The organism is Roseivirga misakiensis, assembly GCF_001747105.1.
GTDB classification, from domain to species: domain Bacteria; phylum Bacteroidota; class Bacteroidia; order Cytophagales; family Cyclobacteriaceae; genus Roseivirga; species Roseivirga misakiensis.
This window is the reverse complement of sequence record NZ_MDGQ01000005.1, coordinates 615,896-640,497: the sequence shown is the minus strand read 5'-3', so window position 1 is coordinate 640,497 and position 24,602 is coordinate 615,896. Positions and strand designations below refer to the sequence as shown.

Genomic DNA, 24,602 nt, shown 5'->3' with positions numbered 1-24,602 from the left:
TTAAAAGATTCAAAACACTCATTTGGCATACAAAACCTTTCTAATTACAAGCCTTATCGAGATATTGCCGTTTATATTTCAAAGTATACCAAATGAGAAAGATCAGTTTTCAAAAAGACGTACTTCCCCACCTCGTTGCCATTGCTGTATTCTTGGCATTAACACTGTTCTTTTTCAAACCTGCTTTTTTTGATGGACAAAGTCTCTATCAAGGCGACATTGAACAATGGAAGGCTAGTGCCACTGAAATATTAGATTACAGAGACAGTACGGGTGAAGAAGGGCTCTGGACAAATTCCATTTTCGGTGGTATGCCGGCCTATATGATCAGTGTGGAGTGGGGCAACCAGCTGATAAAATTCGCTCATGCAGTTTATACATTAGGATTACCACATCCAGCGCGGATCCTTTTCGCATCGATGCTCAGCTTTTACATAATGCTGTTATGCTTTAAAGTTAGACCATATTTAGCCATCATGGGTGCAATTGCCTTTGGCTGTTCTTCATATAACTTTATTGGCTTCACCGCAGGGCATAATGCGAGGATATCAGCCATTTCCTTCATGCCATTGATAATGGGAGCCATTCATCTCTGTTTTACCAAAAACAAATGGCTAGGAGGAAGCCTAACAGCGCTGGCCTTGGCCATGCAGCTAAGAGTAAATCATATTCAAATGACTTACTATTTAGTATTTGTCATAGCGATTTATGGCATCATTCAATTAGTCTATCACTATCGAGAAGGGGAAATCAAACACTTTTTGCAGCGTAGTGCTATACTCATCGTTGCCGCTATTCTAGCCGTTGGAACCTACTTTGGGGAAATTTATGCGACATATGAATATGGTGGATACTCGAACCGTGGCAAGTCTGAATTAACACAACAGACTGACCTAGAGAAGAACGAAGATGGGCTATCCAAATCCTATGCTTTTGCTTATAGTAACGGCATTTGGGACCCAATAACATTATTCATACCCAATGCCTTAGGAGGCAGCGCTAGTCTAAGCCCTGACTCGAATATTGCTGATGGCCTAAGACAACAAGGTGCTAATGAGGCTCAAGTTCGACAACAACTCCAAGGCCTAAACGGCTTGATGTACTGGGGAAAAGAAAGTCCAACAACTTATTATGCTGGTGCCATCATGGTTTTTCTCTTTGTTGTGGGATTAATCTTTGTTGAAAGAAAGTACGTTATCTGGCTAATAGGCATCGCTGTTCTAGGTATTATTTTAAGCTACGGCAGGAACATGGAAAGTCTAAACTTTTTCTTTTTCGACTATTTGCCAGGGTACAATAAATTTAGATCGGTGACATTTACCATGGTTTTACCAATTTTCGCCATTTCCTTACTGGGAATGCTAGGCTTGGAAAAACTGCTAAGCACGAAACTCGATCAAGCAGCGAAGAAAAAACTATTGATCGCATTAGGCAGTACTGCGGGGCTTGCACTTTTACTCACCGTTTTTGCAGGTGTTTTCAGCTTTAGAGGAGTAAATGACAACCCGCAATGGCCAGCTTGGCTGAAGGATTCCATTATTCCAGATCGTAAAAATGCCTTTAGAGCCGATACTTTTAGGAGTTTTATATTCATTGCCCTTTTTGCAGGAGTTTACTACTTACATTCGCTTCAAAAACTATCCAAAAACATCGCATTTACACTTTTTATCTTAATCGCTGGACTAGACGTAGTCTTACTTGGAAGTAGGTTTATAGATAGTAATAGATTTCAAACCAATTCGATTCAAAACGATCAACCCCTACCTGGAGATCAATATATTAGTCAAAATAAGTCTCTAGGTGATCGTGTAATTGATCTCGGGCCAGGTATTTTTTATGACGCTAGAGCCTCTCGTTTTAACCACTCCATTAATGGCTATCATGGAGCTCGTATTCGAAGGTTTCAGGAATTGTTAGATGCCGATTTACAAAACGAGCGTATTCAAATGCGGCAAGATTATCAGGGTGGCAACTTAAACTTCGGCAATTACGAAACAGTCAATATGCTTAATGGACGCTTTGTCATGGCAAATCCTTCTAGCCCTCAAGGCATAGTAATGAATCCTGAAGCCAATGGCGCCGCGTGGTTTATCGAAAGTGTGTCATTAGTCAATTCACCGGATGAGGAACTGGCCCAAACTCAAATGATCGACACCAAACGTACGGCTGTGATTGATCAGTCCAAATTTGAGGGAATCCAAACCAGTTACAGCAACAATGGCATTATCGATTTAGTCGACTATCATCCGGGTTACTGGAAGTATGAATCGAATAATTCTGCGAACGGAATGGCCGTTTTCTCGGAGATTCACTATCCCGTTGGCTTTGAAGTAACTATTGACGGTAAACCAGCCAAAATGCTAAGGGCTAATTACATTCTAAGAGCCTTAGAGATCCCAGCTGGTCAGCATACTATAGAATTTAACTTTAGCCCTAAGATTTACAAAACAGGCACTATAGTCATGCAAATTTTCTCAATCTTGGTACTACTACTATTTTTTGCCTCCATTTATCGATCACTCAAAGCCTAGTCAACAAAAAAGGACTTTAATCCAAAATGAGTAAGAAAGTTTGCATGCTTCTTCATGAGCCTTACCCCAATGATATTAGGGTAAGTAAAGAGGCCAAATCACTTATTGAGTCTGGTTTTGAAATCCATTTGCTTTGCCTAGGCAGAAAAGGCGAACCAAAGGAAGCTACAGTAAATGGTATAAAAGTTCACCGAATCCATATCGCTAAATCTTTTGCTTGGAGAGGTATTTGGGATATAATTTTGGCTATTCGATTTACCCAACCGCTATTTTACACTCAGCTCAAGAAACTACATCGGCGTGAAAAATTTTCGGCATTTCATGTACATGATTTGCCACTTGCTAAAACTGCCGTTAAAGTAGCTAAAAAGCTCTCTGGAGTTAAGACCATATTGGATATGCATGAGAACTATCCAGAAGCGCTCAAAGTATGGTTCCAATGGAAAAGAAATCCGATCATCCGCATTAAAAACAGCATATTTTTTGGCTATGATCGATGGTTAGCTTACGAAAAATGGGCTTCAAAGCATATTGATTATTTAGTCGTTGTGGTCGACGAAATGAAAACAAGATTAGCTTCCTTACATAATATTGATGAGAAGAAAATAGCCGTTGTCACCAATACAGAATCTAGAGATTTCCTTGATCAGGAACATATAGAAGACATCTATGATCGAAAAGATCAAGACTTTATTTTGGCATATACAGGAGGCGTTGGGCCGCATCGCGGGGTTGATGTAGCGGTAAAAGCGCTAAAACATATCGAAAACGAACAAGTAAGACTTGAAATTACAGGCACCCTATCAACCGACTCTAGAATTTGGCTGACAGGTTTAGCGGAAGCAGATGGTGTACAGGATCGAGTCGTCATCAATGGCTATCAACCGTTCCATAAATTCTTTTCTTATATGGCTTATGCAGATGTAAACCTTATTCCGCACAATAGAAATGGGCACACGGATAACACGATCCCACATAAGCTTTTTCAAGGAATGATGGTCGGAAAACCAGTTTTGGTTAGTGATGCACCACCGTTGAAGAGAATCGTTGATATTACAGCATCGGGACTCGTTTTTGAAGCTGGTAATGCTGAGGACTTTGCAAAAAAAATTCAGTCCATGATTGAAGACAAACAGGTATACGACACGTTAGGTAGCAATGGAAAAAAAGCTACTTTAACTGGTGATTGGAATTGGGAAACCACAGTGAAGTCATTAACTGATTTATATAAAAGTCTATAAATGAAAGGTATTGCAAAAACGGAAAGGGTTAGGTTTCAAAATACACTCACATTTTTGGAGAAAACTTTGCCTAAAACCTCGAAGATATTGGATTTAGGTACTCCTAATGACATGAGTGCTTTTCTCACACAAAATGGCTACGAGATAGACCACGCTCATGGCCAAGACTTTGATTTACACCCAGAGGTGATAGCAAAGGATGGTTACGATGCGGTAACCATATTTGAAGTATTAGAACACCTAGTCAATCCTATGGGGATTTTACAAGCTATCAAGGCCCCAAGGCTATTTGCCTCTGTACCTCTAGACTTATGGTTTGCCAAGGCTTATAACAACGACAAGGACCCATACGATCGTCATTTTCATGAGTTTGAGGATTGGCAATTTGATTGGCTATTAGAAAAATCAGGATGGGAAATTGTAAATACTGAAAAATGGAACACCCCAGTCAGCAAGATTGGCATTAGACCAATTTTAAGACGGTTTACACCACGTTACTACATGGTTGAAGCAAAAAGGCCTTAGATGGGAGTAGTCATAAAGCAAAGCATACGCTCTTCGATCTTCGCCTACTTGGGCGTAGCGATTGGCTACATCAATGTGCTTTGGCTTTATCCAAATTTCTTATCCACAGAACAAGTCGGACTTTTTAGGCTCATCCAAAGCTCGGCATACCTTTTAGCCACTTTTGGTCAGGTAGGATTAGCGCAAAGCCTTGTTAAGTTCTTTCCAGAACTTAAAAGCAACAAAGGATTCTTTACTTCCATCGTATTTGGCGGAACGATAGGCTTTCTGATTCTCTCGCTTCTAACAGTGATATTTCGAAGTACCATAGTCGATTACTTTGCCAAAGAATCTTCGATGTTTGTCGATTATTTTCAAGTAACTGTATTGATCACGTTTCTAATCATCAACTTTCAATTACTTGAAGCCTATTCAAAGAGCTTATTGAAAATCGTCGTTCCAACTTTGCTCAGAGATGTAGGGCTGCGAATCTTGTCAACCTTAATTCTATTACTCTATGGCTTCGAAATCATAAGTTTCCCGACGCTGATCTATTCCTTAATCGGAGTTTATGGCATTGTCCTATTCATGCTCGCAATTCAAGTTAAAACCTCACTAAAGGCTCCTCTTTCTTTAGATTTCGCCTTTTTAAAAAGTGGAGTCTGGAAACGTATTTTAAATTTTGGTTGCTATTCACTAATCGGTGCTGGTGGTACGCAAATTATACTTCAGATAGACAACATTATGGTAAGTGGTGCGCTTGGGCTTCAAGCGACAGGGATATACTTCATCGCATTTTCAATAGGCGTGGTTATTGAAATGCCAAAAAGAGCAATTGCCCAAATTAGTGCATCGCTACTCTCCCAATCCTTTAATTCTGGAGATATGCCGGCCGTAAAAAAGCTTTATCAACAGACCTCTATCAACCAAATGATCATTGGAACACTTTTGCTGATTGGGATATGGGCCAACTTAGATAGTATTTACTCTTTAGTGCCAAATGGCGAAGAATACGCCAATGGTTTTAACGTGGTCCTTTTCATTGCCTTAGGGAAATTAAGCGATATGGCTTTTGGTACGAATGGAGAGATAATTGTGATGTCTAAATATTATAGGTTTAATGTTATTTCCGTTTCTATACTCGCGATTGTCACGATCGTTTTAAACACACTATTAATACCTAAATATGGCATAGATGGCGCTGCAATAGCCTCCTTTATAGCGATGTTCAGCTTTAACCTTATCAAATTTTATTATGTATGGGTAAAATTTAGAATCCAGCCATTTACAACCTCGACAATTAAGTTTCTTGGTATCACTGGGGTGGTACTATTGGCCAATTACCTTCTTCCAGAATTGGATACTGTATTACTAGACATGATAACCCGATCTACCATCATTACAGTTCTACTTATCGGGGCCACTTATTGGCTGAAGATATCAGAGGAAGTGAATGAGTTATTGGAAAAGAGTGCGAAATGGATTTTAAGATTAAATTGAATCCAACCACTCCGAAAGCTCTGAAGTTAGGGTTCTTCTTTCGTATTTATCTATATTCTTGAAGCTCCATTGCGGCTCCTTATTTCTCCAGGCATTATACGCCTCGAGAATAAATTTTTTGAGCCCATTTTCATCTTGGTAAGTAAATGATGCCCCTGAATCAGTTTCTGAGAGAATATCAGAAATATCATTTTCTCCACCTAGGGCGAGTATTGGCCTTCTCGCACTCAGATATTCAAAAAGTTTACCCGGCAATTGAGAGTTTGTACCCTCAATATTAGTTTGTAAGAGCAATAAGATTTCACTCGCTTGATAAGTATCAAATACCTCTGCATGCGGTACAGAATCATGGGTCTCAAATAAATCTGCAATATGTTTGTGCTCCCTAATGGATGCGATAACATTAGGACTTAATATGCCAACTAATTTTATCCTTAAAGCTGCTTTGAATTCATGGTCATTGCAAAGTTCATCAAGGACCTGCCACAAAACCTGAGGGTTTCTATCAGCACTTAACATCCCCACATGGCTTACCCTAAATTCACTGGTTTTAGCGTGAGTTTGAGTAACGTTTAGATCGGCACCATCATAGCCGTTAGTAATATAGTGTACTTTTCTAGCGCCAAGATCTTTGAATTCTCTAGCCGCAGTTGGGCCTGTGGCCAAAACAGCATCTGACATTTTCAAAACGGACTCTTCTAGCTTAAAATGCTTCTTCCAGATAAATGAGGTTATCTTCATTTTCCTAAGAATATCCCAACCTGACCACGGGTCCCTAAAGTCTGCAATCCAAGTTAACGCGGGGTTCTTCAACTTTAATCCTTTACCGATCAAATGAACACTATGGGGCGGACCTGTAGTAATGACATGTTTTATTTCGTTCGTCTGAATGATTGACGATAGATACTCCACTGAAGGTTTAACCCAAAAGATTCTAGGGTCAGGAACAAAAAGATTGCCTCTGAGCCAAATTGCTAGTTGTTTAAAAATGCTTTGCTTTTCGGTTTCAAGTATTTGTCCTTGTTTGATGGTTTTGTTCCCTGATAATCTCTTGAAGATTTTGTAAGGTTCCCAAATCGGAAACTTCAAGACTTCAATTCGCTCTTCTACATCCTCCAAGAGAGATTCATCTTTTAAATCAAAATCTGGATTTTCCGGAGTGAAGACAATCGGATCCCAACCAAAATCAGGCAGGTACTTTGTAAATTTCAACCAACGCTGAACCCCTGCCCCACCACTGGGTGGCCAATAATAGGTAATCACAAGTATTCGCTTGCGCTTTTCGTTGTCCATCTGGTTCAAAGATTAGTGTTTATTGTATTCTGCAAAAACCAATTTGCAATTATTGTCAAAAAAAGATTAATTCATCCTTTTATTAGGTCAAATTCAAAATACACTTAACCATGGGATACATTCCAATATTCATCGCTTTATTAGGGCTAGTTCTCCTTTACAGCATTTACACCTATAATTTGATTAAGCCTCGCAAAGCCAGATTGACAAAAGCGATTGATGACATGGCTGAAAACAGCACTAATCGAAAGCAAGTTATTTTGGCCTATGATCAAGAAAACCCAGGCTCAAGTCTCTCCGAAGTAGCTGCAATGTTGAAAAAATCCTCTACGAATCGTTTTCAAAGCTATAGAAAGGAAGAAGATTTTATTAATGCTATCAACCAAGGTATAGGTGGCCTTTCCGACACAGAAATACAAGATCAAATAAGGAAGGCTAATGCAAACCAAGAAAGTATGATGAAAACGTTGAAATCAGTATCTAACGATTACAACTCTTTTATCGCTAAGCCGCCGGCCAGTGTCGTGGCTTCGGTGTTTGGTTTTAGGCAATTTTAAGTTCACCAGTTAAAAAATTTAGGATCTGATCAATTTGGTTAGGATTAAACCAAACTGTCTGTTGATCTCTTTTAAACCAGGTAAGTTGCCTTTTAGCATACCTTCGGGAATTACGTTTCAATAATCGAACGGCTTCATTTTTATCGTAAGTACCTGAGAGATAACCAAAAATCTCGCTATAGCCCACTGTCTGCAGCGCATTTAAGTGACTATAGGATTGAAACTCTTGAGCTTCTTGAAATAAGCCATTTTCAATCATTTGATCCATACGATCATCTATGCGCGAGTAGAGTTCCTCTCTTTCCATAGCCAAACCAATTTTGATGACATCGAAGTCTCTTTCCTTGGGTTTTTGTTTTCTAAACTCTGTAAAAGTCTTCCCAGTACCTCTGATTACTTCAAGGGCTCGTATGACTCTTTGAGGATTTTTTAGATCGACTATTTTGTAATAGTCAAGGTCGGTCGCCTTAAGCTCATCTTGAAGGTTTGAAAGACCATTATCTTCAAACTCTTGAATTAGCTTCGGCCTAACCGCTTCATCAATTTTAGGAAATGCGTCTAGACCATTACATACTGCATCTACAAATAAGCCAGAGCCACCAACTAAAATTACAGTCTGATGTTTTTTAAACAGGAGCTTCAACTTGGCGATCACCTCTTTCTCAAACCGACCGACATTGTAGTCGTCGTGAATTGACAGGTTATTGACAAAATGATGTTTTGCTTGTTTCAATTCATCAGCCGTAGGTTTCGCAGTGCCTATTTCTAGCTCCCTATAAAATTGTCTTGAATCAGCAGATATTATTTCTGTATTTAATGCGTTAGCAATTTGAATAGCCACACCAGTCTTGCCAACAGCAGTTGGCCCAACAACACAAATCAATTTTGGCTTAGTCATTACTCTGTTTCAATATTAGGCTCAAATTAATTATTATTGGTATAAGGCACACTAATGAGGAAGAAAACGCAATATATTCTTGTTGTAGACGACAATGAAATCAACAGGCGGTATGTGAAAACTGCATTGAAAGAATTAAACACCGAAGTCATCATTGCAAAGACTGGCTTTGAAGCCTTAGATATTGCCGAAAAAGCGCCCCCACATTTAATCCTTGTCGACATTCAAATGCCACTTATGGATGGTTATGAATGCTTTACTCTACTTCGTGAAAAGCTCGGAAATGAAGTTCCAATATTAGCGATTACCGCTTTCTCAGACTTAGATGATCGCGACGATTTTATAGCATATGGATTTAGTGATTGTATTTTAAAACCTGTTAGGCCCGAGGTCTTACGCAACACAGTCAGTCATTGGTTTAATTATCGAATGCCTCATCAACAAAATCAATCTAACTCCGAACAATCCGATTTCGATTTTGGAATTATCAATGAGCTAAAACGCTATGCTAGTAATGAAGAATTGACAGAATTGTACAATGAGTTCATCAAGGAAACTAACCTTTTTGGCGAAAAACTTGTGTTTTTACAAACGACTCAGAATTATCCTGAAATTTTAAGTATCTTGCACGTTATTAAAGGTAATGCTGGGTCCTTAGGTTTTGCCAAACTGTCTGAATTGACATCCGTACTTGAGACGGATATAAAATCGGGTGATCACGATTCGTTGTCGATCCGTATTCAGGAATTAGTTGACTATTCCAGCAAAATTTTTAGTGTATTTAAAGCACAACAGACTCTTATTAATGCATGATGATTATGACTGAGGTAGATCACAAAAAAGTACTGGTAGCCGAGGATAGTTCAGTAATCCAAAATCTCTTAAAAAAGATTTTACTTTTTGAAAACTGTAAAATCACGTCCGTAAAAGATGGTAAAAAAGTCCTAGACAAATTTGAATCAGAAGATTTCGATTTAATCATTATGGATATTAACCTACCCTTACTTGATGGGCTTGCTGCTACCAAAACGATCAGGTCTGGTAAAACTAAGAAATCGAAAACGCCAATTATCGGCATCTCTGGAAATGCGAAAAACCTTCCCGTTTCAAGCTTCTTTGAAGCTGGCATGAATGATTATATGCAAAAGCCTCTCGACTACGACAAGCTGATTGAACTCGTAAAAAAACATACCGGATCAATTTAATGACAATACGCTATACCAAACAGTTCCTAAATAAACTTGAAGATGTTTTTGCGGAATCTGATTACGTATTGCGTTATGAAAAAGGCAGTTTTAAGTCAGGCTACTGTGTATTAAAAGACACAAAAATTGCCATTGTCAATAAATATTACACCACCGAGGGGAAAATCAATTGTCTTATAGATATTTTGAAATCTATTGAAATAGACAAGAGTGAATTGAGCGACAAAAATGCTAATTTGCTCATTGAACTATCTCAAACCTCTCTTCAATTGTGAAAATCACCGTATTAGGATCTGGCACTTCTCAAGGAGTGCCTGTTATCGGTTGCAACTGCTCTGTATGTAGGTCTTTAGACTTTAGGGATAAAAGACTAAGAGTTTCATTACACATATCGGTTGATGATCAAAGCTTTATCATCGATTCTGGACCTGACTTCAGACAACAAGTTCTGAGAGAAAGAATCCGGCATGTAGATGCATTAATCTTTACCCATGAACATAAAGATCATACTGCTGGAATGGATGATATCCGGTCATTTAATTTTCTTCAAAAGCAGGATATTCCAATATATGGAAGAGCGTCTGTCTTGAATCAGATAAAGCAAGAGTTCTCATATATTTTTAGTGAAAACGCCTATCCTGGAGTACCAAGAGTTACTCCAATGGTAATTGAAAATAAACCTTTTAAGATTCAACGTGTGGAGGTCATCCCTATTGAAGCCTTACATTATAAATTACCTGTTTTTGGTTTTCGAATCAAGGATTTTACTTATCTGACAGATATCAAAACAATAGGACCAAAAGAAATTGCTAAAGCAAAAGGATCAAAAGTATTAGTGCTTGATGCCCTTCAAAAAGAAGACCACATAAGTCACTTGACCCTATCTGAGGCTTTAGAATTAGCTACAGAAATCGGAGCCGAAAAGACTTACTTTACCCATATCAGTCATAAAATGGGACTTCATGAGTCAGTGGAAAAGGAACTACCTGACAATATCAGCCTAGCCTACGATGGACTTCAAATAGACCTGTAGAATTTACAGTGTATCCTTGAATCTCGGGATTAATCAGTGATATTCAATTTGAGCATATTCGTTCTTCCTTTAGCAAAAATCGGCATGCTCGCTGTAGAAATAAATATGTCGCCACTTTCAATTTGACCAGCCTCCTTTAACATGCGTTCTTGATCTAAAAATGTTTGATCAGTTGACACAGTATTGTCGTAATTGAAACCTTCTACTCCCCAAACCAAACCAAGTTTGGTAAGTAGGTTTTTGTTTGGTGTAAAAATGAAAATACGTGCTTTCGGACGACTTGATGATAGTTTAAAAGCTGTATAGCCTGAAACAGTATTACCGATTATTGCCTTCGCATTTACCCTATCACTCAGTTTACAAGCACCATACAAGATATTATCATTCATGAAAGTATCACTCTCTCTGTCAGGAGAATTAACTTTATCATAAATACCACCCGACTGTTCTACCGAAGCAATGGTACTCGCCATGGTCTGAACAGTTTCTACAGGATATTTACCCGCAGCAGTCTCAGCAGATAGCATTAAAGCATCCGCTCCGTCCAAAACTGCATTGGCAACATCATTAGTTTCGGCACGCGTTGGTCTAGGATTCTTGATCATACTCTCCATCATTTGAGTAGCAATGATTACTGGCTTGGCAGCCATATTACACTTTTCAACCATCATTTTCTGCGCCATTGGCACCTCTTCCATGACTATCTCAACTCCTAGATCACCTCTGGCGACCATAAGAGCGTCTGAAACTTTAATGATATCGTCAATATTCTGTAGCGCTTCTGGTTTTTCAATTTTGGCAATCACACGAATATCTTTACCAGACTTCCCGATGCGCTCTTTAAGGTCTATTATGTCCTCGGCACTTCTCACAAAGGACAAGGCAATCCAATCCACACCCTGCTCTATTCCGAATGCTAAATCATTTTTATCCTTTTCGGTTAAGGCGGGAGCCGAAACGTTAGTAAAAGGTAGGTTTATACCTTTTCTAGATTTTAATGATCCACCATACTTCACTTCGCAGGTAACTTCACCCCCATTGACTTCCTTTACGGCCAGTTCTAAATTTCCATCATCGATCAGGACCATGTCTCCAATTTGGACATCGTTTGGAAGTGCTTGATAAGAAGTACTCACTTTTTTGGATGTACCTAAACAAGATTCGTTAGTGATAATTAATTCATCACCTTCTTCTATGAACACTTCGCCATTCTCGACTTGTTCTACTCTTATTTTAGGGCCTTGTAAGTCTTGAAGAATAGAGATATGAATCCCAAGTTCATTGTTAATCTCGCGAATTCGTTTTATGACTTCAGCATGAGTGCTATGTTCTCCGTGGGAGAAGTTAAGTCTAAAAACATTCACACCTGACCGTGCTAATTCTGTCAACATCTCTTTAGACTGACTTGCAGGACCTACGGTAGCTACAATTTTTGCTCGCTTATTGATTCTTTGGTGATTCATCTTAGAAAATGAGGTTATCTCTGGATTTCAGTGATTTGATATTTACTTTTATTGCAAATTGCACGAAAGGTATTTCTTTGATTTTGCTAAAAAAAGCATTCTCATCTAAAGTTTGGGATTCGTTTTCCAAAACTATGAAATAATCGAAATTCTTCATTTCAGGCACCAAAAATGCATCAAATTGCCCTTCGCTTTCCTCCGCCCTATTTCTTAATAATCGGATCGCTCTGAATTCGTTGATATCGTTATAATTGACAATACTCAAGCTTTTACCACCCGTAAAGCCGATCTTCAAGTTTTCCACTTTCGTGAGTGCCAAGTCTAGTTCTTGATTAATACTCCAAGCCAGTTTATAGGGTTTTGCATTTGCATTTAACGCCCAAAGGGGAAAGTCATAATCGTACGTTATTTCTAATTTATTTTTGGCCATATCAATCAGAATTAGCACCGTTTATCAGTAAAGACAAGATTAAAAAATATGTTTGACATTAACCTTAAATTGCATTTCTTTGCACCGAGTTTTAACTAAATATTATCCAAAATGTCAGAAGTAGCATCAAAAGTGAAGAGTATCATCATAGATAAATTAGGAGTTGAGGATTCTGAAGTTACGCCAGAAGCGAGCTTTACGAATGACTTAGGCGCTGATTCTCTTGACACTGTGGAATTGATCATGGAATTCGAAAAAGAATTCAACATTTCTATTCCTGATGACCAAGCTGAGAACATCGCTACAGTAGGTGATGCAATTTCTTACTTGGAAGCAAACGTACAATAATATAACCCTTACTATTACGACTCCCATATGCAATTAAAAAGAGTTGTAGTCACTGGACTTGGCGCACTTACACCATTAGGCAACAATCTGAATGATTACTGGAATAACCTGATAAATGGTGTGAGTGGGGCTGGTCCGATCACAAGATTCGATCCTACGAATTTCAAGACCAAATTTGCCTGCGAGTTAAAAGATTATAATCCGCTCGATTACTTCGATAGAAAGGAAGTAAGAAAGATGGACCCTTTTACTCAGTACGCAATGATAACTTCTACTCAAGCTATTGAGGACTCAGGTTTAGACCTAGATGCTATCGATAAGCTCAAAGCGGGAGTTATTTGGGGTTCTGGAATTGGTGGTCTCAAAACATTTCAGGATGAAGTAGAAAACTTCACCACTGGAGAAAGAAACCCAAGATTTAATCCATTCTTCATACCAAAGATGATATCTGATATCTCTGCAGGTATGATTTCCATGAAATACGGTTTTCACGGACCAAACTTCGTGACTGTTTCTGCATGTGCTTCGGCAACCAACGCCATGATCGATGCGATGACCTACATTAAACTAGGCAAAGCAAAAGTGATGATCACGGGTGGTTCTGAGGCTTCAGTAGTAGAAGCAGGAATGGGTGGATTTAACGCTATGAGAGCACTATCTGAAAGAAACGACTCTCCTCAAACCGCATCAAGACCTTTCGACAAAGATCGGGATGGTTTTGTGTTAGGCGAAGGTAGTGGTGCTCTAATTTTAGAAGAATACGAACACGCAAAGGCGCGTGGTGCTAAGATTTATGCTGAGTTAGTTGGTGGCGGTATGTCTGCCGATGCTCATCACATTACGGCTCCTCATCCTGAGGGTCTAGGTGCATATAATGTAATGCTGAATGTGTTAGAAGATGCTCAGATGAAACCTGAAGAGATTGATTACATCAACGTTCACGGTACTTCTACTCCTTTAGGAGATGTGAGTGAAGTCATAGCGATTGAAAAAGTCTTTGGAGAGCACGCTTACAAGCTAAATATTAGCTCAACCAAATCTATGACTGGTCACTTATTAGGTGCAGCCGGTGCCATAGAGGCTATAGCAAGTGTTATGGCAATCAAGCATCAAATTGTTCCTCCAACAATCAATCACTTTACGGATGATGAGCGATTCGACCCTAAACTTAACTTCACCTTTAATAAGGCGCAGAAAAGGGTTGTAAACGCAGCATTGAGTAACACATTTGGTTTTGGTGGTCACAACACCTCAGTTGTCTTTAGAAAAATTGATTAATGGGTCGGTTGACAAATAACCGTTTAAAATCAGTTTTTAAAAAATATTCAAAAGAAGAAAGAAGGCTTGTTTCCTCTATCAAAATGATAGTTGGAACCAAGCCTTTTAACTTGAAACCCTATCAAATTGCGGTTCAGCACACTTCTGTCGCTAAATCTGTGAAAAAGGGCTTTAAAGAGTCTAATGAGCGTCTGGAATACCTTGGAGACGCAGTCTTAGGCCTTGTTGTAGCCGAATATCTTTTTAAAAAATTTCCTTTTAAAGATGAAGGTTTTCTTACTGAATTAAGATCAAGGATTGTCAGCAGGGATTCTCTAAATCATGTAGCGCGGACTATTGGGATACCCCAGATTGTGCGGTTCGATAAAAAGAGAAAAACGCCAAACTCACATAAATCTCTTTACGGAAATGCTTTGGAAGCATTAGTTGGGGCAGTTTATGTAGATAAGGGATTCAATACTTCGAGGAAGTTCATCGTTCAAAAGCTCCTCAAGCCTCATTATGATTTAGAGGAAATAATTAATACCACAAAGAACTATAAGAGTAAGCTCATCGAGTGGACGCAGAAAAACTCGAAGACACCAAATTTCGAGCATATTCAAACTATTGATAAAGGACATTTCAAAGAGTTCATCATTCAAATACAGATAGATGACGAACCAATCGCTAAAGGCCATGGTTTAAGTAAAAAGAAGGCTGAACAAGACGCCGCCCGAGAGGCCTGTACAATACTTGAAATTGAGTAATGCGAAAATATAGAGTTGCTGGAGCTACTGTCAATCAAACACCATTAGATTGGAAAGGCAATGTCTCGCGCTTAAAAGCGATCCTCGAAGGTGCACGAAAAACGCGCGTTGAATTATTGTGCCTACCCGAACTTTCAATCACCGGATATGGCTGTGAAGACCTGTTTTTAAGTCATTGGCTTCCCGAAAAAGCACTTTCTTATTTACCAGAATTAATCGAAGAAACGGAAGGGATTTTTACTTCCTTCAATTTACCACTACGACACGAGAATCGCCTTTATAATACAGCTGTTGTAGTCCACAACAAAGAGATTAAAGGCGTATATGCTAAGCAATATATGGCATTGGATGGGGTTCACTATGAGCCCCGCTGGTTTAACCCATGGCCAGTTGGTGTAACGAGTTCCATCGAACTTATGGGCGTTAACTATCCTATTGGTGATCTGACATTCGATTTCGAAGATTGGAAGATAGGTTTCGAAATTTGTGAAGATGCCTGGCGCGGTGCCGACCGGCCTGCTTGTAGGCTTATAGATCGAGGGGTTAACCTAATCTTAAATCCAAGTGCGAGCCATTTTGCGATGCAAAAAACCAAAGAACGTATTGCGTTAGTAGAATCTTCGTCGAAGAACTTTAATTGCACATACGTTTATGCTAATTTATTAGGCAATGAGGCAGGTCGAATGATTTATGACGGAGAAATCATTATAGCACAACAAGGGTCGACCTACCTGAGAAATGAGCTCCTCTCCTTCCAGCCCTATCGGCTACGGCATGTGGATATAGCGCCAGATGAGACCTCAATTCCGAATAAGGAATTCGTCGCTCCCATACTACCCAAAAATTTAGAATTCCCTAAAGCCTGTGCATTGGCACTATACGACTACATGAGAAAAAGTAGAAGCCAAGGCTTTACGCTTTCCTTGAGCGGAGGAGCCGATTCTGCTACTTGCGCTGTAATGGTGGCCGAAATGGTTAGGCTAGGTATCCATCAACTGGGTAAGGAATCCTTCTTAAAGAATATCCATAAATCCGACCTTGAAGCTAAAACTGAAAAGGAAGTTGTGAATAGCCTATTCAACACTGCTTATCAGGGCACCAAAAATTCATCTCAAACCACATTAAATGCAGCTAAAACTTTGGCTGATTCAATAGGCGCTAAGTTCTACAACTGGGAAATAGATCAACCTGTAGCATCTTATACAGAGACTATTGAAAGAGTACTGGATCGTGAACTCACTTGGGATAAAGATGATCTCGCTTTACAAAACATTCAAGCACGCTCTAGAAGTCCTATAATCTGGATGCTGACGAACATCACGAATACCTTGCTGATCACGACGTCAAATAGAAGTGAGGGAGATGTTGGTTATGCTACTATGGACGGAGATACCAGTGGCAGTATTGCTCCTATTTCGAGCGTCGACAAAGATTTCATTAGAAAGTGGTTAAAGTTTGCCGAAGATGAAATGGGTTACAGTGGTTTGGCGGCAATTAATGAATTACCTCCAACAGCTGAGCTGAGACCCATCAGCGATAAGCAGACTGACGAAGATGACTTAATGCCTTATCACATAATGGTAGAAATAGAAAAGCTTGCCATTCTTGATCGTCAATCGCCTGTTGAGGTGTATCAGGAATTAAAACTAGCTAATCTTGAGTCATCGGATTTGCTGAAAACTCATATTAGGAAATTCTATCTGCTTTGGAGTCGAAATCAATGGAAGAGAGAACGGTTGGCACCTGCTTTTCATTTAGATGAGTTCAATGTAGACCCTCGCACGTGGTGTAGGTTTCCGATATTATCGGCCAGTTTCTATGAAGAATTAGCAGAACTAGAAGCCCTTGCCGACTAGTCAAGTTGCCAGGTATTTGGGATAATTTCGTCTTCAAGCATACCTAAATTGAATTTTACGAATCTTTGGGTATACTGAATCTCATTTCTCTTCGTAATTCCCATATATTTGTTGCCTCCACAAAACTGTTAAAAATGCTTTTGCACATCGTTTGGGACCCCATGAGGGAAATTATAAAGGACATACAACCTCCGGTTTGGTATAGTCTCCTTTTCGCCTCAGGTTTCATTATTGGTTACCAGATTATGGTGAAAATCTTCAAAAAGGAAGGCAAAGACCCATTGAATGTAGATACCCTTACTGTACATATGGTATTAGCTACAATTGTGGGCGCTAGACTGGGACATTTAGTCTTTTATGAGCCGAAACGTTTTCTAGCAGACCCATTAATGTTCTTCAGAACATGGGAAGGTGGACTTGCGAGTCACGGTGCAGCATTCGGTATTTTAGCGGCGCTATACTTATATAGTCACTACTTCGTTGATGCCAACTGGTCGCCATTTAGGTTCAAATTCCGCAAACAAAGGCGAGTAGGGCAAAGCTATTTATGGATAGTAGATCGCATTGTAATCACAGTGGCCTTGGCGGCTGTATTTATCAGGTTTGGCAACTTTGTTAACTCAGAAATAATCGGTAAACCGACAGGCAGTGATTATGGTGTAGTATTCGCAAGAGTTGCAGAAGAGATCATTGAAGACTCTGATTTAGGCATTGAAAGCGCAGAAGCATCCAAAAGTGACTCTGACGAAAGGCTGGAACCGGGTATAGTACCCATTGATTTGACAATAACTTTCGAAAATCGACAACTATCTGAACAAGATGCCCGAAAAATAGCGGAATCAAGAATCAAAAGCATTCTCACGAGATACTCGAATATTAACGAACACTATGCCGAACCTGCTGGTCCGTTGAATTACGAATTTAAATTGGTCGAGCGGAAACCAACTTTAGTTGTTCGTACTTGGGGTATAGTGCGTCATCCAGCACAATTATATGAATCTGGAACTTCCTTAATCCTGTTCTTTATTCTCTTGGGCATTTGGATAAGATACAAGGACAGAACACCAGAAGGTTTACTAATTGGCATCTTCCTTGTTTGGATTTTTGCACTACGATGGTTTCACGAAACATTCAAAGAAAACCAAGTAGACTTTGAGAATGATATGACCTACAATATGGGGCAATTATTAAGTATTCCTTTATTGGCATTAGGGGTATTCATACTCATAAGAGTCTTTATTAAGTCTAGAAAACCTGAATAACGCGTGTTGGCAAAGAGAGTTTGGTGGTGTATATATTTAATATGTTTGCTTGCAGCACCAAGCTTTATATATGCTCAAGGAATCCCTGAGTTAGATCCCGAATCTACCGTTCAGGTAGGGAAAATCTACATTACTGGTAATAATAAGACACGTACTGAAATCATTCTGAGAGAGGTCGATTTTAAGGAAGGGGAAAAACTCAAACTGAAGGATTTTGCCCAAAAAGTACTTCTGGATCAGCAAAAACTAACTAATACTCGACTTTTTGTCTTTGTCGAAATCGTCCCCCTATTCATGTCCGATACGGAGGTTGATGTATTGATACGGCTTCAAGAGAGGTGGTATATATTTCCGCTACCTGTTTTTAAACTTGCCGATCGAAACTTTACCGAATGGTGGGTTAATCAAAACAGAGATTTTGGAAGGGTGAACTATGGGGCTCAGCTTATTCACACCAACTTAACCGGTAGAAACGATAAGCTTAGAGTTAGGGCGCAATTCGGTTTCGCAAAACAATATTCACTCAGCTACAGCATCCCTTATATTAATAATGCACAGACTATTGGCCTAGGATTCTCCACCAATTTCACCACCAACAAAACTGTCGGTGTTCAAAGTAGAGGACATAGACTTGAATTTGTTGAAAGTGATAATGTTATAAGAAGATCATTTGGTATCAGTGGGACCATTACTTACCGCCCTAGTTTTTATACAAGACATAGCGTTAGCCTGGGTTATGGGAGGTCATCCGTAGATGATTTGATTCTCAACCTAAACGCTAACTATCATACGGACAGTCAGAATATCCAGAAGTATTTAAGGTTGTCCTATGTATTCGGGGTTGACAAAAGAGACTATATCGCTTACCCACTTACAGGTAGTAATTTCAGCTTTCAAGCAACAAAATTTGGTCTTGGCATAGCCAATAATCTTGACTTATTCACAGCTAGAATTAGCTATGCCAAATACTTCGACCTAAAAAAAGGTTTCTATTTAGCCACTCGAACAGAAGCATTTAAAAACTTCTCCAGTGACATCCCTTATCTCATAAGGTCAGGTTTTGGGTATAGGCCAGACTTTATTAGGGGTTATGAAAGGTTTGTCGTGGAAAGTAATGCCCTTATTTCTCATCGCAGCGCCTTACGGCTTAAGGTCTTAGACGGCGTACAAGAATTGAGCAGACGAAGCTTAATCAATCAGTTTAGAACACTTCCGTATGCTTTTTATATAAAGGTTTTCATCGATACAGGCTACACAGGAAACCCACTTCCTAATACCGAGAACAACTTTTTTAACAATCAGTTTTTGGGGAGTATCGGCCTGGGTGTAGACTTAGTTACATACTATGATTTTGTCTTTAGACTAGAGTATAGCGTCAATAAGCAAGGTAATACTGGGCTCTTCTTCAACTTTAAAGCAGCAATTTAATTATCATTATTAATATTTAATAAATATAATTAATCCATATATTTTTATATATTAGTTTGTGCGCCACAGGCTAATGTTCTTTAGTTTACTTGTTTTCCATTCGTTTTACCTCAAAGGTCAAACTTCTGGTATACCCTACGCTGACCCAGTTTCGTCAGGCTTAGGTGGCATTACCTCAGTATTGTCATCACCATGGTCGGCTTTCAATAATCCAGCGGGGCTAACCTCAATCGAAGAAACTACCGCGACGGTTGCTTATAAAACCATCATCGGGTTCGCTCCTTTTAATACTATTTCGGGTTCTGCCTCCTTCCCAAATCAACTGGGAGTGGCTGCATTGTCTATCACTAAGTTCGGTGATGATGTATTCAGTAATCAAGTGATTGGTTTATCGTTTGCCAAAAAAATGGGGATCATGAGTCTTGGGCTCAAGATAAATTTGGCGCAATATCAAATCCAAGACTTTGGACAAAACAGTGTTTTCATGGTCGACGTAGGTGGAATTGCCGAATTATCTCCTACCGTCAACTTTGGCATATTCATAAACAACCTCAGTCAGTCATCATTTATCTGGGACTCAAATGAGAATATACCAACAGTCATTCGCATGGCGTTTGATTATCATCCTACCGATCAATTAAACTTATTCTTAGAGGGTGAAAAAGATATAGGGCTTGCTCCTGACCTTAAATTCGGAATTGCCTATGAGTTTATCGATAATATTCAATTGAGGTCTGGAGTTTCATCATTAACTAACAGACGCTCGTTTGGTGCCAGTCTTGCTTTAGAAGTTTTCGCCATAGATTACAGCTACCAATCGAACATAGATATCAGAGGAACGCATAGTTTTGGCATTACTTATTCATTTAAATGAATAGGTTTCTCTTAATATTCACCGTTTTCCAAATCTACCTTATTCATCACGGGCACGCCCAAAGTATCGATGAATCTGATCTGCAATCAATCATCGAAGCGAGGTTTAATACACAAGAAGAATCTTCAAACTCCGAAGACCTATTTGAAAGGCTTCTACTGATCTATGAAAACCCAATAAATATCAATACCGCGACTGCCGAAGAAATGCAGGGTCTCTTTATGCTTTCGGCACGACAAATAGCTTCTCTTCAAAATTACATTCAAGTTTCAGGCAAACTTTTGACCTTATTTGAACTTCAGTTTATGAAAGGCTTTGATGAAGTCACGATTAACAAGCTCTTACCCTTTATCACAATCGACTTTAATAAGGATAAAATTGATGACCGATCATTACTAAGAAAAATCCTAACCGAAAGGAATAACTATTTTCTTCTCCGTTTTGAACAAGGACTAGAGACAAAAAAAGGATTCAAACTAATAGATGACGAAACACAGCCTGCCTACATCGGAACACCGCTGAAGGTTTATTTAAGATACAGAGTGGCTAAGTCTGGAGATTTTAGTCTTGGCTTTACTACAGAAAAAGATGCTGGTGAAAGATTTCAATGGAGACCTAGTGATAAAAAATTTGGTAGCGACTTCTGGTCGGTGCATTTCATGAAAGAAAATATCGGTCGTTGGAAAAGAGTCATTATAGGGGATTACCAACTTCAATTCGGACAAGGTTTACTATTTGGTGCTGGGCTCAACACTGGCAAAGGTGCGGCAGCTGTCAGTGGCATGAAGCGGTATCATACAGGTATAAGGCCATATACTTCGGTGGTCGAAAGTGGTTTTCTGCGTGGAATGGCTGCCAGTTACAAACTAAGCGATGAATTAACCCTTACAAGCTTCCTCTCATATACACCGCTTGATGGAAATGTGAAGATTGATATTGATAGTTCAGATTCGAGTGTTTCGTCCATACTAAATACTGGGTTTCACAGAACCGAAAGTGAACTAAATAATAAGCACCAATTAAGCGAAGCCATTTACGGCATAACGCTAGATCATAAACCAAATGACTTTAAACGCATAGGGTTTATAGCCGCTGCAAGTCATTTATCACTACCCGTTAGTCGAGCAGATCAGCCTTACAATAAATTTGATTTCTCGGGCAGGTATAATTACAATCTTGGGCTCTATGGCAATTTCAACTGGAAACAGTTCGATTTTTTCGGGGAAGCGGCTATATCAAAAAGTGGTGGCAAAGGAATAATCTTTGGGTTTACTACCAGTCTTTCGGATAGAGTTGAATTGGCTATGGTAGTAAGAAATTATCAAAGAGATTTTCATGCACTAAAAGGCGCCTCCTTAGCAGAAGGCAGTAGAAACATAAATGAAAGCGGGCAGTACACGGGCATGAAATATACCTGGAACAACCAACTAAACATCACTGCCTATTACGACACTTTTAAGTTCCCTTGGTTACGTTTTCAAGTTGACAATCCATCTAGCGGCAGTGACTATATGGTCAGGTTGAACTATACCCCAAAAAGACACATCTTAACCTACTTGCAATACAGAAAAAAGAAGAAGGAAGTGAACTACACGCTTCCTGATTTAAATCAACGAATCGTAACCTTGGGTACTAAACAACAATGGCTCCTAAATCTAGCATTAAACCATCAAGCACTAAGATTAAAATCTCGAATCCAATATAGTAACTATACCATCCAAGGCGAGCGGTCAGAGGGAATCGCTTTTATTCAAGATGCTACTATGAAATTAGATGGATTCAGCATAAGTACCAGAGTCGCTTTATTCGACACAAATGGTAATCAAAATAGACAGTATGTTTACGAAAGGGATGTACTCTATGCTTTTTCAATTCCCGCATATTCTGGCAGAGGTATTAGAAACTACATATTATTAAACCACAAGATTTCACGTCGAGCAGATATATGGTTTAGAGTAGCTAGAACCACTTTTTACGACAGAGACACCATTGGCACAGGTCTTGATACTATCGAAGGCAATAAACGTACGGATGTGAAATTCCAAATCCGATACAAAATCAATTAATGAGTCCGTTCAAAAGTTATGACTTGTTGCGGACTTCAAACTTTGATATTTTACCTCCTGTTAAAAAACGAACGATATGAATATTAGACGAGTCGCAATACAAGCGTCATTTTTATTGTCAGTTTGCACCTTTGTGATGGGGCAAAACCTGGCTGATAGAAGTAGTAATGAACGTTGGCAGCAACGGGTAAACTACTACATGGAAGTGGAGATGGACGTAGAGACCAATAAGTTCTACGGCACACAAAAACTTGATTATACTAATAACTCTCCTGATGAATTAAACCAAGTATTCTATCACCTCTATTTCAATGCATTTCAGCCTGGAAGTATGATGGACGTAAGATCGCGAACAATTGCTGATCCTGATAGACGAGTAAGGGACCGTATTTCAAAGTTAAGCGAAGATGAAATTGGCTATCAGAAGATTACTTCACTCAAGCAAAATGGAGCTGACGTGAAGTATGAGGTCGTAGGAACCGTTTTAGAAGTAAAGCTCAACCAGCCAATTAAGCCAGGCGAGACTGTAACTTTCGATATGGTTTGGAATGGTCAAGTGCCGCTTCAAATCAGAAGATCGGGAAGAGATAACCGAGAAGGTGTTCGATATTCTATGGCCCAGTGGTTCCCTAAATTAGCCGAATATGATTATCAAGGATGGCATGCTGACGAATACATCGGACGTGAGTTCTACGGTGTTTGGGGCGATTATGAATTAAAACTCACTATCGACAAAGACTACGTTGTCGGTGGTACTGGATACTTACAAAACCCTCAAGAAATAGGACATGGCTATGAGGACGAAGGACAAGAAGTGAATAAAAAAGTAGTAAATGGCAAACTAACTTGGCACTTTATAGCACCAGATGTACATGATTTTATGTGGGCCGCGGACCCCGACTATTTGCACAATAAACTCACGATGAAAAATGGTATTGTGCTTCACTTTTTTCACCAAAAAGGTCAAAATGAAGAGAACTGGGAAAAACTAAGACCACTGACAGAAATGTCATTCGAATACGCCAATAAGTACTTTGGCCAATACCCATACAAGCAATTCTCAGTGATCCAAGGGGGTGACGGCGGTATGGAATACCCAATGTCCACGCTTATCACAGGACAAAGAGGAAGCCTCCTCGGTGTTACAATTCATGAGTCTATGCACGACTGGTATCATGGTGTTTTAGGAAGTAACGAAGCTTTACACCCTTGGATGGATGAAGGTTTTACATCTTACGCTTCCTCTAGAATCTCTTCACATATTCGCTATGAAACGACCGATGCTGAAAAACCAGAAACAACCATTGAAAACATTGGCTCTAGATCTGGACAAGGAAGCTATTTAAGTTCAGCTAAAAGCGGACGAGAAGAAGCTTTGAGTACTCATTCTGATCACTATGACTACAATGGCATCTACAGTGCCGCAGCTTACGGAAAAGGTGCCGTTTGGATGAGCCAAATGGGATATGTAATCGGTGAAGAAGCAAGAGACAAAGGTCTTTTGGAATACTTTAACCAGTGGAAATTCAAGCATCCTAACCCGAATGATGTACTAAGGGTATTTGAAGAGGTATCAGGACTTGAATTGGATTGGTATAACGAATATTTCGTTTTCACGACCAAACAAATAGATTATGCGGTAGGTGAAGTTGTTGGAGAAGGCGGCAAAACTAACATTACATTGAATAAAGTTGGAAAAATGCCTATGCCGATCGACGTAGTTGTGACTTACAAGGATGGCACCAAAGAGGTTCACTATATGGCCCTGAGAATGATGCGCGGCGAAAAACCAGCTGAAACAAATGACAAGAGAATTGTCCATGAAGATTGGCCTTGGACTAACCCAACGTATAATTTCTCAGTTGACAGACCTATTTCAGACATTGCTTCAGTAGTTATTGACCCATCGGGTAGAATGGCTGATGTAGACAAGGAAAACAATAAATGGGCAGCTGAAAAGTTGGAAGAAAAGAAATAACGTTTGTTATAAGAACTGCAAAAGCCTAGCTGAGAAGCTGGGCTTTTTTTTAGTTCAAAACAAGACGATTAACATTCTGTTGATCATAAGAATCTATAGCTATATATTCCT

General features: G+C 39.3%; 22 protein-coding genes. 18 read left to right on the top strand and 4 right to left on the bottom strand.

What is annotated here, in order from left to right:
- Positions 1 to 92: 92 nt before the first annotated feature.
- Genes BFP71_RS10555 through BFP71_RS10540 form a run of 4 tightly spaced genes read left to right on the top strand, consistent with a single transcriptional unit; the run spans position 93 to position 5,776 of the window.
- A complete protein-coding gene (locus BFP71_RS10555; RefSeq protein WP_069835437.1) occupies positions 93 to 2,531 on the top strand; it encodes a YfhO family protein in 2,439 nt (812 codons plus the stop codon).
- 26 nt (positions 2,532 to 2,557) lie between these two features.
- Complete coding sequence (locus BFP71_RS10550; RefSeq protein ID WP_088124987.1) at positions 2,558 to 3,772, top strand: glycosyltransferase family 4 protein; 1,215 nt, start codon at positions 2,558 to 2,560, stop codon at positions 3,770 to 3,772.
- Positions 3,773 to 4,297, top strand: a complete 525-nt coding sequence (locus tag BFP71_RS10545) for a methyltransferase domain-containing protein (protein ID WP_069835435.1) — start codon at positions 3,773 to 3,775, stop codon at positions 4,295 to 4,297.
- Positions 4,298 to 5,776, top strand: coding sequence for a lipopolysaccharide biosynthesis protein (locus BFP71_RS10540; RefSeq protein WP_069835434.1), 1,479 nt, complete (start codon positions 4,298 to 4,300; stop codon positions 5,774 to 5,776).
- Here the strand turns inward: BFP71_RS10540 and BFP71_RS10535 are convergent.
- Complete coding sequence (locus BFP71_RS10535) at positions 5,768 to 7,069, bottom strand: glycosyltransferase family protein (RefSeq protein ID WP_069835433.1); 1,302 nt, start codon at positions 7,067 to 7,069, stop codon at positions 5,768 to 5,770. The genes BFP71_RS10540 and BFP71_RS10535 overlap by 9 nt on opposite strands.
- Before the next feature lie 110 nt (positions 7,070 to 7,179).
- Between BFP71_RS10535 and BFP71_RS10530 the strand changes: the two genes are divergently transcribed.
- Positions 7,180 to 7,626 (top strand): LemA family protein, encoded by a 447-nt coding sequence (locus tag BFP71_RS10530; protein WP_069835432.1) that lies wholly within the window; start codon positions 7,180 to 7,182, stop codon positions 7,624 to 7,626.
- Here BFP71_RS10530 and miaA read toward each other — a convergent pair.
- Positions 7,613 to 8,524: a tRNA (adenosine(37)-N6)-dimethylallyltransferase MiaA gene (gene miaA / locus BFP71_RS10525; RefSeq protein ID WP_069835431.1), complete on the bottom strand. Its 912-nt coding sequence runs from the start codon at positions 8,522 to 8,524 to the stop codon at positions 7,613 to 7,615. The genes BFP71_RS10530 and miaA overlap by 14 nt on opposite strands.
- Before the next feature lie 54 nt (positions 8,525 to 8,578).
- Here miaA and BFP71_RS10520 point away from each other — a divergent pair, with 54 nt between their 5' ends.
- The 4 genes from BFP71_RS10520 to BFP71_RS10505 are packed head-to-tail and all read left to right on the top strand — an operon-like array spanning position 8,579 to position 10,762.
- On the top strand, positions 8,579 to 9,337 hold the full coding sequence (locus BFP71_RS10520; RefSeq protein ID WP_069835430.1) for a response regulator: 759 nt from the start codon (positions 8,579 to 8,581) through the stop codon (positions 9,335 to 9,337).
- Positions 9,338 to 9,342: 5 nt separating this feature from the next.
- Positions 9,343 to 9,729: a response regulator gene (locus BFP71_RS10515; RefSeq protein WP_069837043.1), complete on the top strand. Its 387-nt coding sequence runs from the start codon at positions 9,343 to 9,345 to the stop codon at positions 9,727 to 9,729.
- Entirely contained in the window at positions 9,729 to 10,004 is a 276-nt protein-coding gene (locus BFP71_RS10510) for a hypothetical protein (RefSeq protein ID WP_069835429.1), read from the top strand. Before BFP71_RS10515 ends, BFP71_RS10510 begins: the two co-directional genes overlap by 1 nt.
- A complete protein-coding gene (locus BFP71_RS10505) occupies positions 10,001 to 10,762 on the top strand; it encodes an MBL fold metallo-hydrolase (RefSeq protein WP_069835428.1) in 762 nt (253 codons plus the stop codon). The genes BFP71_RS10510 and BFP71_RS10505 overlap by 4 nt, the downstream gene beginning before the upstream one ends.
- A gap of 29 nt (positions 10,763 to 10,791) precedes the next feature.
- Here the strand turns inward: BFP71_RS10505 and pyk are convergent, their stop codons facing one another.
- Positions 10,792 to 12,225 (bottom strand): pyruvate kinase, encoded by a 1,434-nt coding sequence (gene pyk / locus BFP71_RS10500; protein WP_069835427.1) that lies wholly within the window; start codon positions 12,223 to 12,225, stop codon positions 10,792 to 10,794.
- 1 nt (position 12,226) lies between these two features.
- Positions 12,227 to 12,655: an IPExxxVDY family protein gene (locus tag BFP71_RS10495; protein WP_069835426.1), complete on the bottom strand. Its 429-nt coding sequence runs from the start codon at positions 12,653 to 12,655 to the stop codon at positions 12,227 to 12,229.
- Positions 12,656 to 12,766: 111 nt separating this feature from the next.
- Between BFP71_RS10495 and BFP71_RS10490 the strand changes: the two genes are divergently transcribed.
- The 9 genes from BFP71_RS10490 (at position 12,767) to BFP71_RS10450 (ending at position 24,491) form a co-directional block, all read left to right on the top strand.
- Entirely contained in the window at positions 12,767 to 13,003 is a 237-nt protein-coding gene (locus BFP71_RS10490; protein WP_069835425.1) for an acyl carrier protein, read from the top strand.
- Positions 13,004 to 13,030: 27 nt separating this feature from the next.
- Positions 13,031 to 14,281 carry a beta-ketoacyl-ACP synthase II gene (gene fabF, locus BFP71_RS10485; protein ID WP_069835424.1) on the top strand — a complete coding sequence of 417 codons (1,251 nt, stop codon included), beginning with the start codon at positions 13,031 to 13,033 and terminating at the stop codon, positions 14,279 to 14,281.
- On the top strand, positions 14,281 to 15,027 hold the full coding sequence (gene rnc / locus BFP71_RS10480; protein WP_069835423.1) for a ribonuclease III: 747 nt from the start codon (positions 14,281 to 14,283) through the stop codon (positions 15,025 to 15,027). The genes fabF and rnc overlap by 1 nt, the downstream gene beginning before the upstream one ends.
- A complete protein-coding gene (nadE, locus tag BFP71_RS10475) occupies positions 15,027 to 16,883 on the top strand; it encodes an NAD(+) synthase (protein ID WP_069835422.1) in 1,857 nt (618 codons plus the stop codon). Before rnc ends, nadE begins: the two co-directional genes overlap by 1 nt.
- A 134-nt stretch (positions 16,884 to 17,017) precedes the next feature.
- Positions 17,018 to 18,145, top strand: coding sequence for a prolipoprotein diacylglyceryl transferase (locus BFP71_RS10470; protein WP_069835421.1), 1,128 nt, complete (start codon positions 17,018 to 17,020; stop codon positions 18,143 to 18,145).
- A 45-nt stretch (positions 18,146 to 18,190) separates the two neighbouring features.
- On the top strand, positions 18,191 to 19,573 hold the full coding sequence (locus tag BFP71_RS10465; RefSeq protein WP_069835420.1) for a POTRA domain-containing protein: 1,383 nt from the start codon (positions 18,191 to 18,193) through the stop codon (positions 19,571 to 19,573).
- Between the two features lie 58 nt (positions 19,574 to 19,631).
- On the top strand, positions 19,632 to 20,447 hold the full coding sequence (locus BFP71_RS10460) for a PorV/PorQ family protein (RefSeq protein WP_141719732.1): 816 nt from the start codon (positions 19,632 to 19,634) through the stop codon (positions 20,445 to 20,447).
- Positions 20,444 to 22,513 (top strand): ComEA family DNA-binding protein, encoded by a 2,070-nt coding sequence (locus BFP71_RS10455; protein ID WP_069835418.1) that lies wholly within the window; start codon positions 20,444 to 20,446, stop codon positions 22,511 to 22,513. Before BFP71_RS10460 ends, BFP71_RS10455 begins: the two co-directional genes overlap by 4 nt.
- 76 nt (positions 22,514 to 22,589) lie before the next feature.
- Entirely contained in the window at positions 22,590 to 24,491 is a 1,902-nt protein-coding gene (locus BFP71_RS10450; RefSeq protein WP_176723351.1) for a M1 family metallopeptidase, read from the top strand.
- Positions 24,492 to 24,602: the final 111 nt, after the last annotated feature.

What these genes read in the sequence shown, in the direction of transcription:
- nadE (WP_069835422.1), top strand. Translation starts at nt 15,027, where the DNA reads ATGCGAAAATATAGAGTTGCTGGAGCTACTGTCAATCAAACACCATTA.
- BFP71_RS10520 (WP_069835430.1), top strand. Translation starts at nt 8,579, where the DNA reads ATGAGGAAGAAAACGCAATATATTCTTGTTGTAGACGACAATGAAATC.
- miaA (WP_069835431.1), bottom strand. Translation starts at nt 8,524, where the DNA reads ATGACTAAGCCAAAATTGATTTGTGTTGTTGGGCCAACTGCTGTTGGC.
- BFP71_RS10450 (WP_176723351.1), top strand. Translation starts at nt 22,590, where the DNA reads ATGAATATTAGACGAGTCGCAATACAAGCGTCATTTTTATTGTCAGTT.
- BFP71_RS10455 (WP_069835418.1), top strand. Translation starts at nt 20,444, where the DNA reads ATGAATAGGTTTCTCTTAATATTCACCGTTTTCCAAATCTACCTTATT.
- BFP71_RS10495 (WP_069835426.1), bottom strand. Translation starts at nt 12,655, where the DNA reads ATGGCCAAAAATAAATTAGAAATAACGTACGATTATGACTTTCCCCTT.
- BFP71_RS10540 (WP_069835434.1), top strand. Translation starts at nt 4,298, where the DNA reads ATGGGAGTAGTCATAAAGCAAAGCATACGCTCTTCGATCTTCGCCTAC.
- BFP71_RS10550 (WP_088124987.1), top strand. Translation starts at nt 2,558, where the DNA reads ATGAGTAAGAAAGTTTGCATGCTTCTTCATGAGCCTTACCCCAATGAT.
- fabF (WP_069835424.1), top strand. Translation starts at nt 13,031, where the DNA reads ATGCAATTAAAAAGAGTTGTAGTCACTGGACTTGGCGCACTTACACCA.
- BFP71_RS10515 (WP_069837043.1), top strand. Translation starts at nt 9,343, where the DNA reads ATGACTGAGGTAGATCACAAAAAAGTACTGGTAGCCGAGGATAGTTCA.
- rnc (WP_069835423.1), top strand. Translation starts at nt 14,281, where the DNA reads ATGGGTCGGTTGACAAATAACCGTTTAAAATCAGTTTTTAAAAAATAT.
- BFP71_RS10510 (WP_069835429.1), top strand. Translation starts at nt 9,729, where the DNA reads ATGACAATACGCTATACCAAACAGTTCCTAAATAAACTTGAAGATGTT.
- BFP71_RS10490 (WP_069835425.1), top strand. Translation starts at nt 12,767, where the DNA reads ATGTCAGAAGTAGCATCAAAAGTGAAGAGTATCATCATAGATAAATTA.
- BFP71_RS10545 (WP_069835435.1), top strand. Translation starts at nt 3,773, where the DNA reads ATGAAAGGTATTGCAAAAACGGAAAGGGTTAGGTTTCAAAATACACTC.
- BFP71_RS10555 (WP_069835437.1), top strand. Translation starts at nt 93, where the DNA reads ATGAGAAAGATCAGTTTTCAAAAAGACGTACTTCCCCACCTCGTTGCC.
- BFP71_RS10530 (WP_069835432.1), top strand. Translation starts at nt 7,180, where the DNA reads ATGGGATACATTCCAATATTCATCGCTTTATTAGGGCTAGTTCTCCTT.
- pyk (WP_069835427.1), bottom strand. Translation starts at nt 12,225, where the DNA reads ATGAATCACCAAAGAATCAATAAGCGAGCAAAAATTGTAGCTACCGTA.
- BFP71_RS10535 (WP_069835433.1), bottom strand. Translation starts at nt 7,069, where the DNA reads ATGGACAACGAAAAGCGCAAGCGAATACTTGTGATTACCTATTATTGG.
- BFP71_RS10470 (WP_069835421.1), top strand. Translation starts at nt 17,018, where the DNA reads ATGCTTTTGCACATCGTTTGGGACCCCATGAGGGAAATTATAAAGGAC.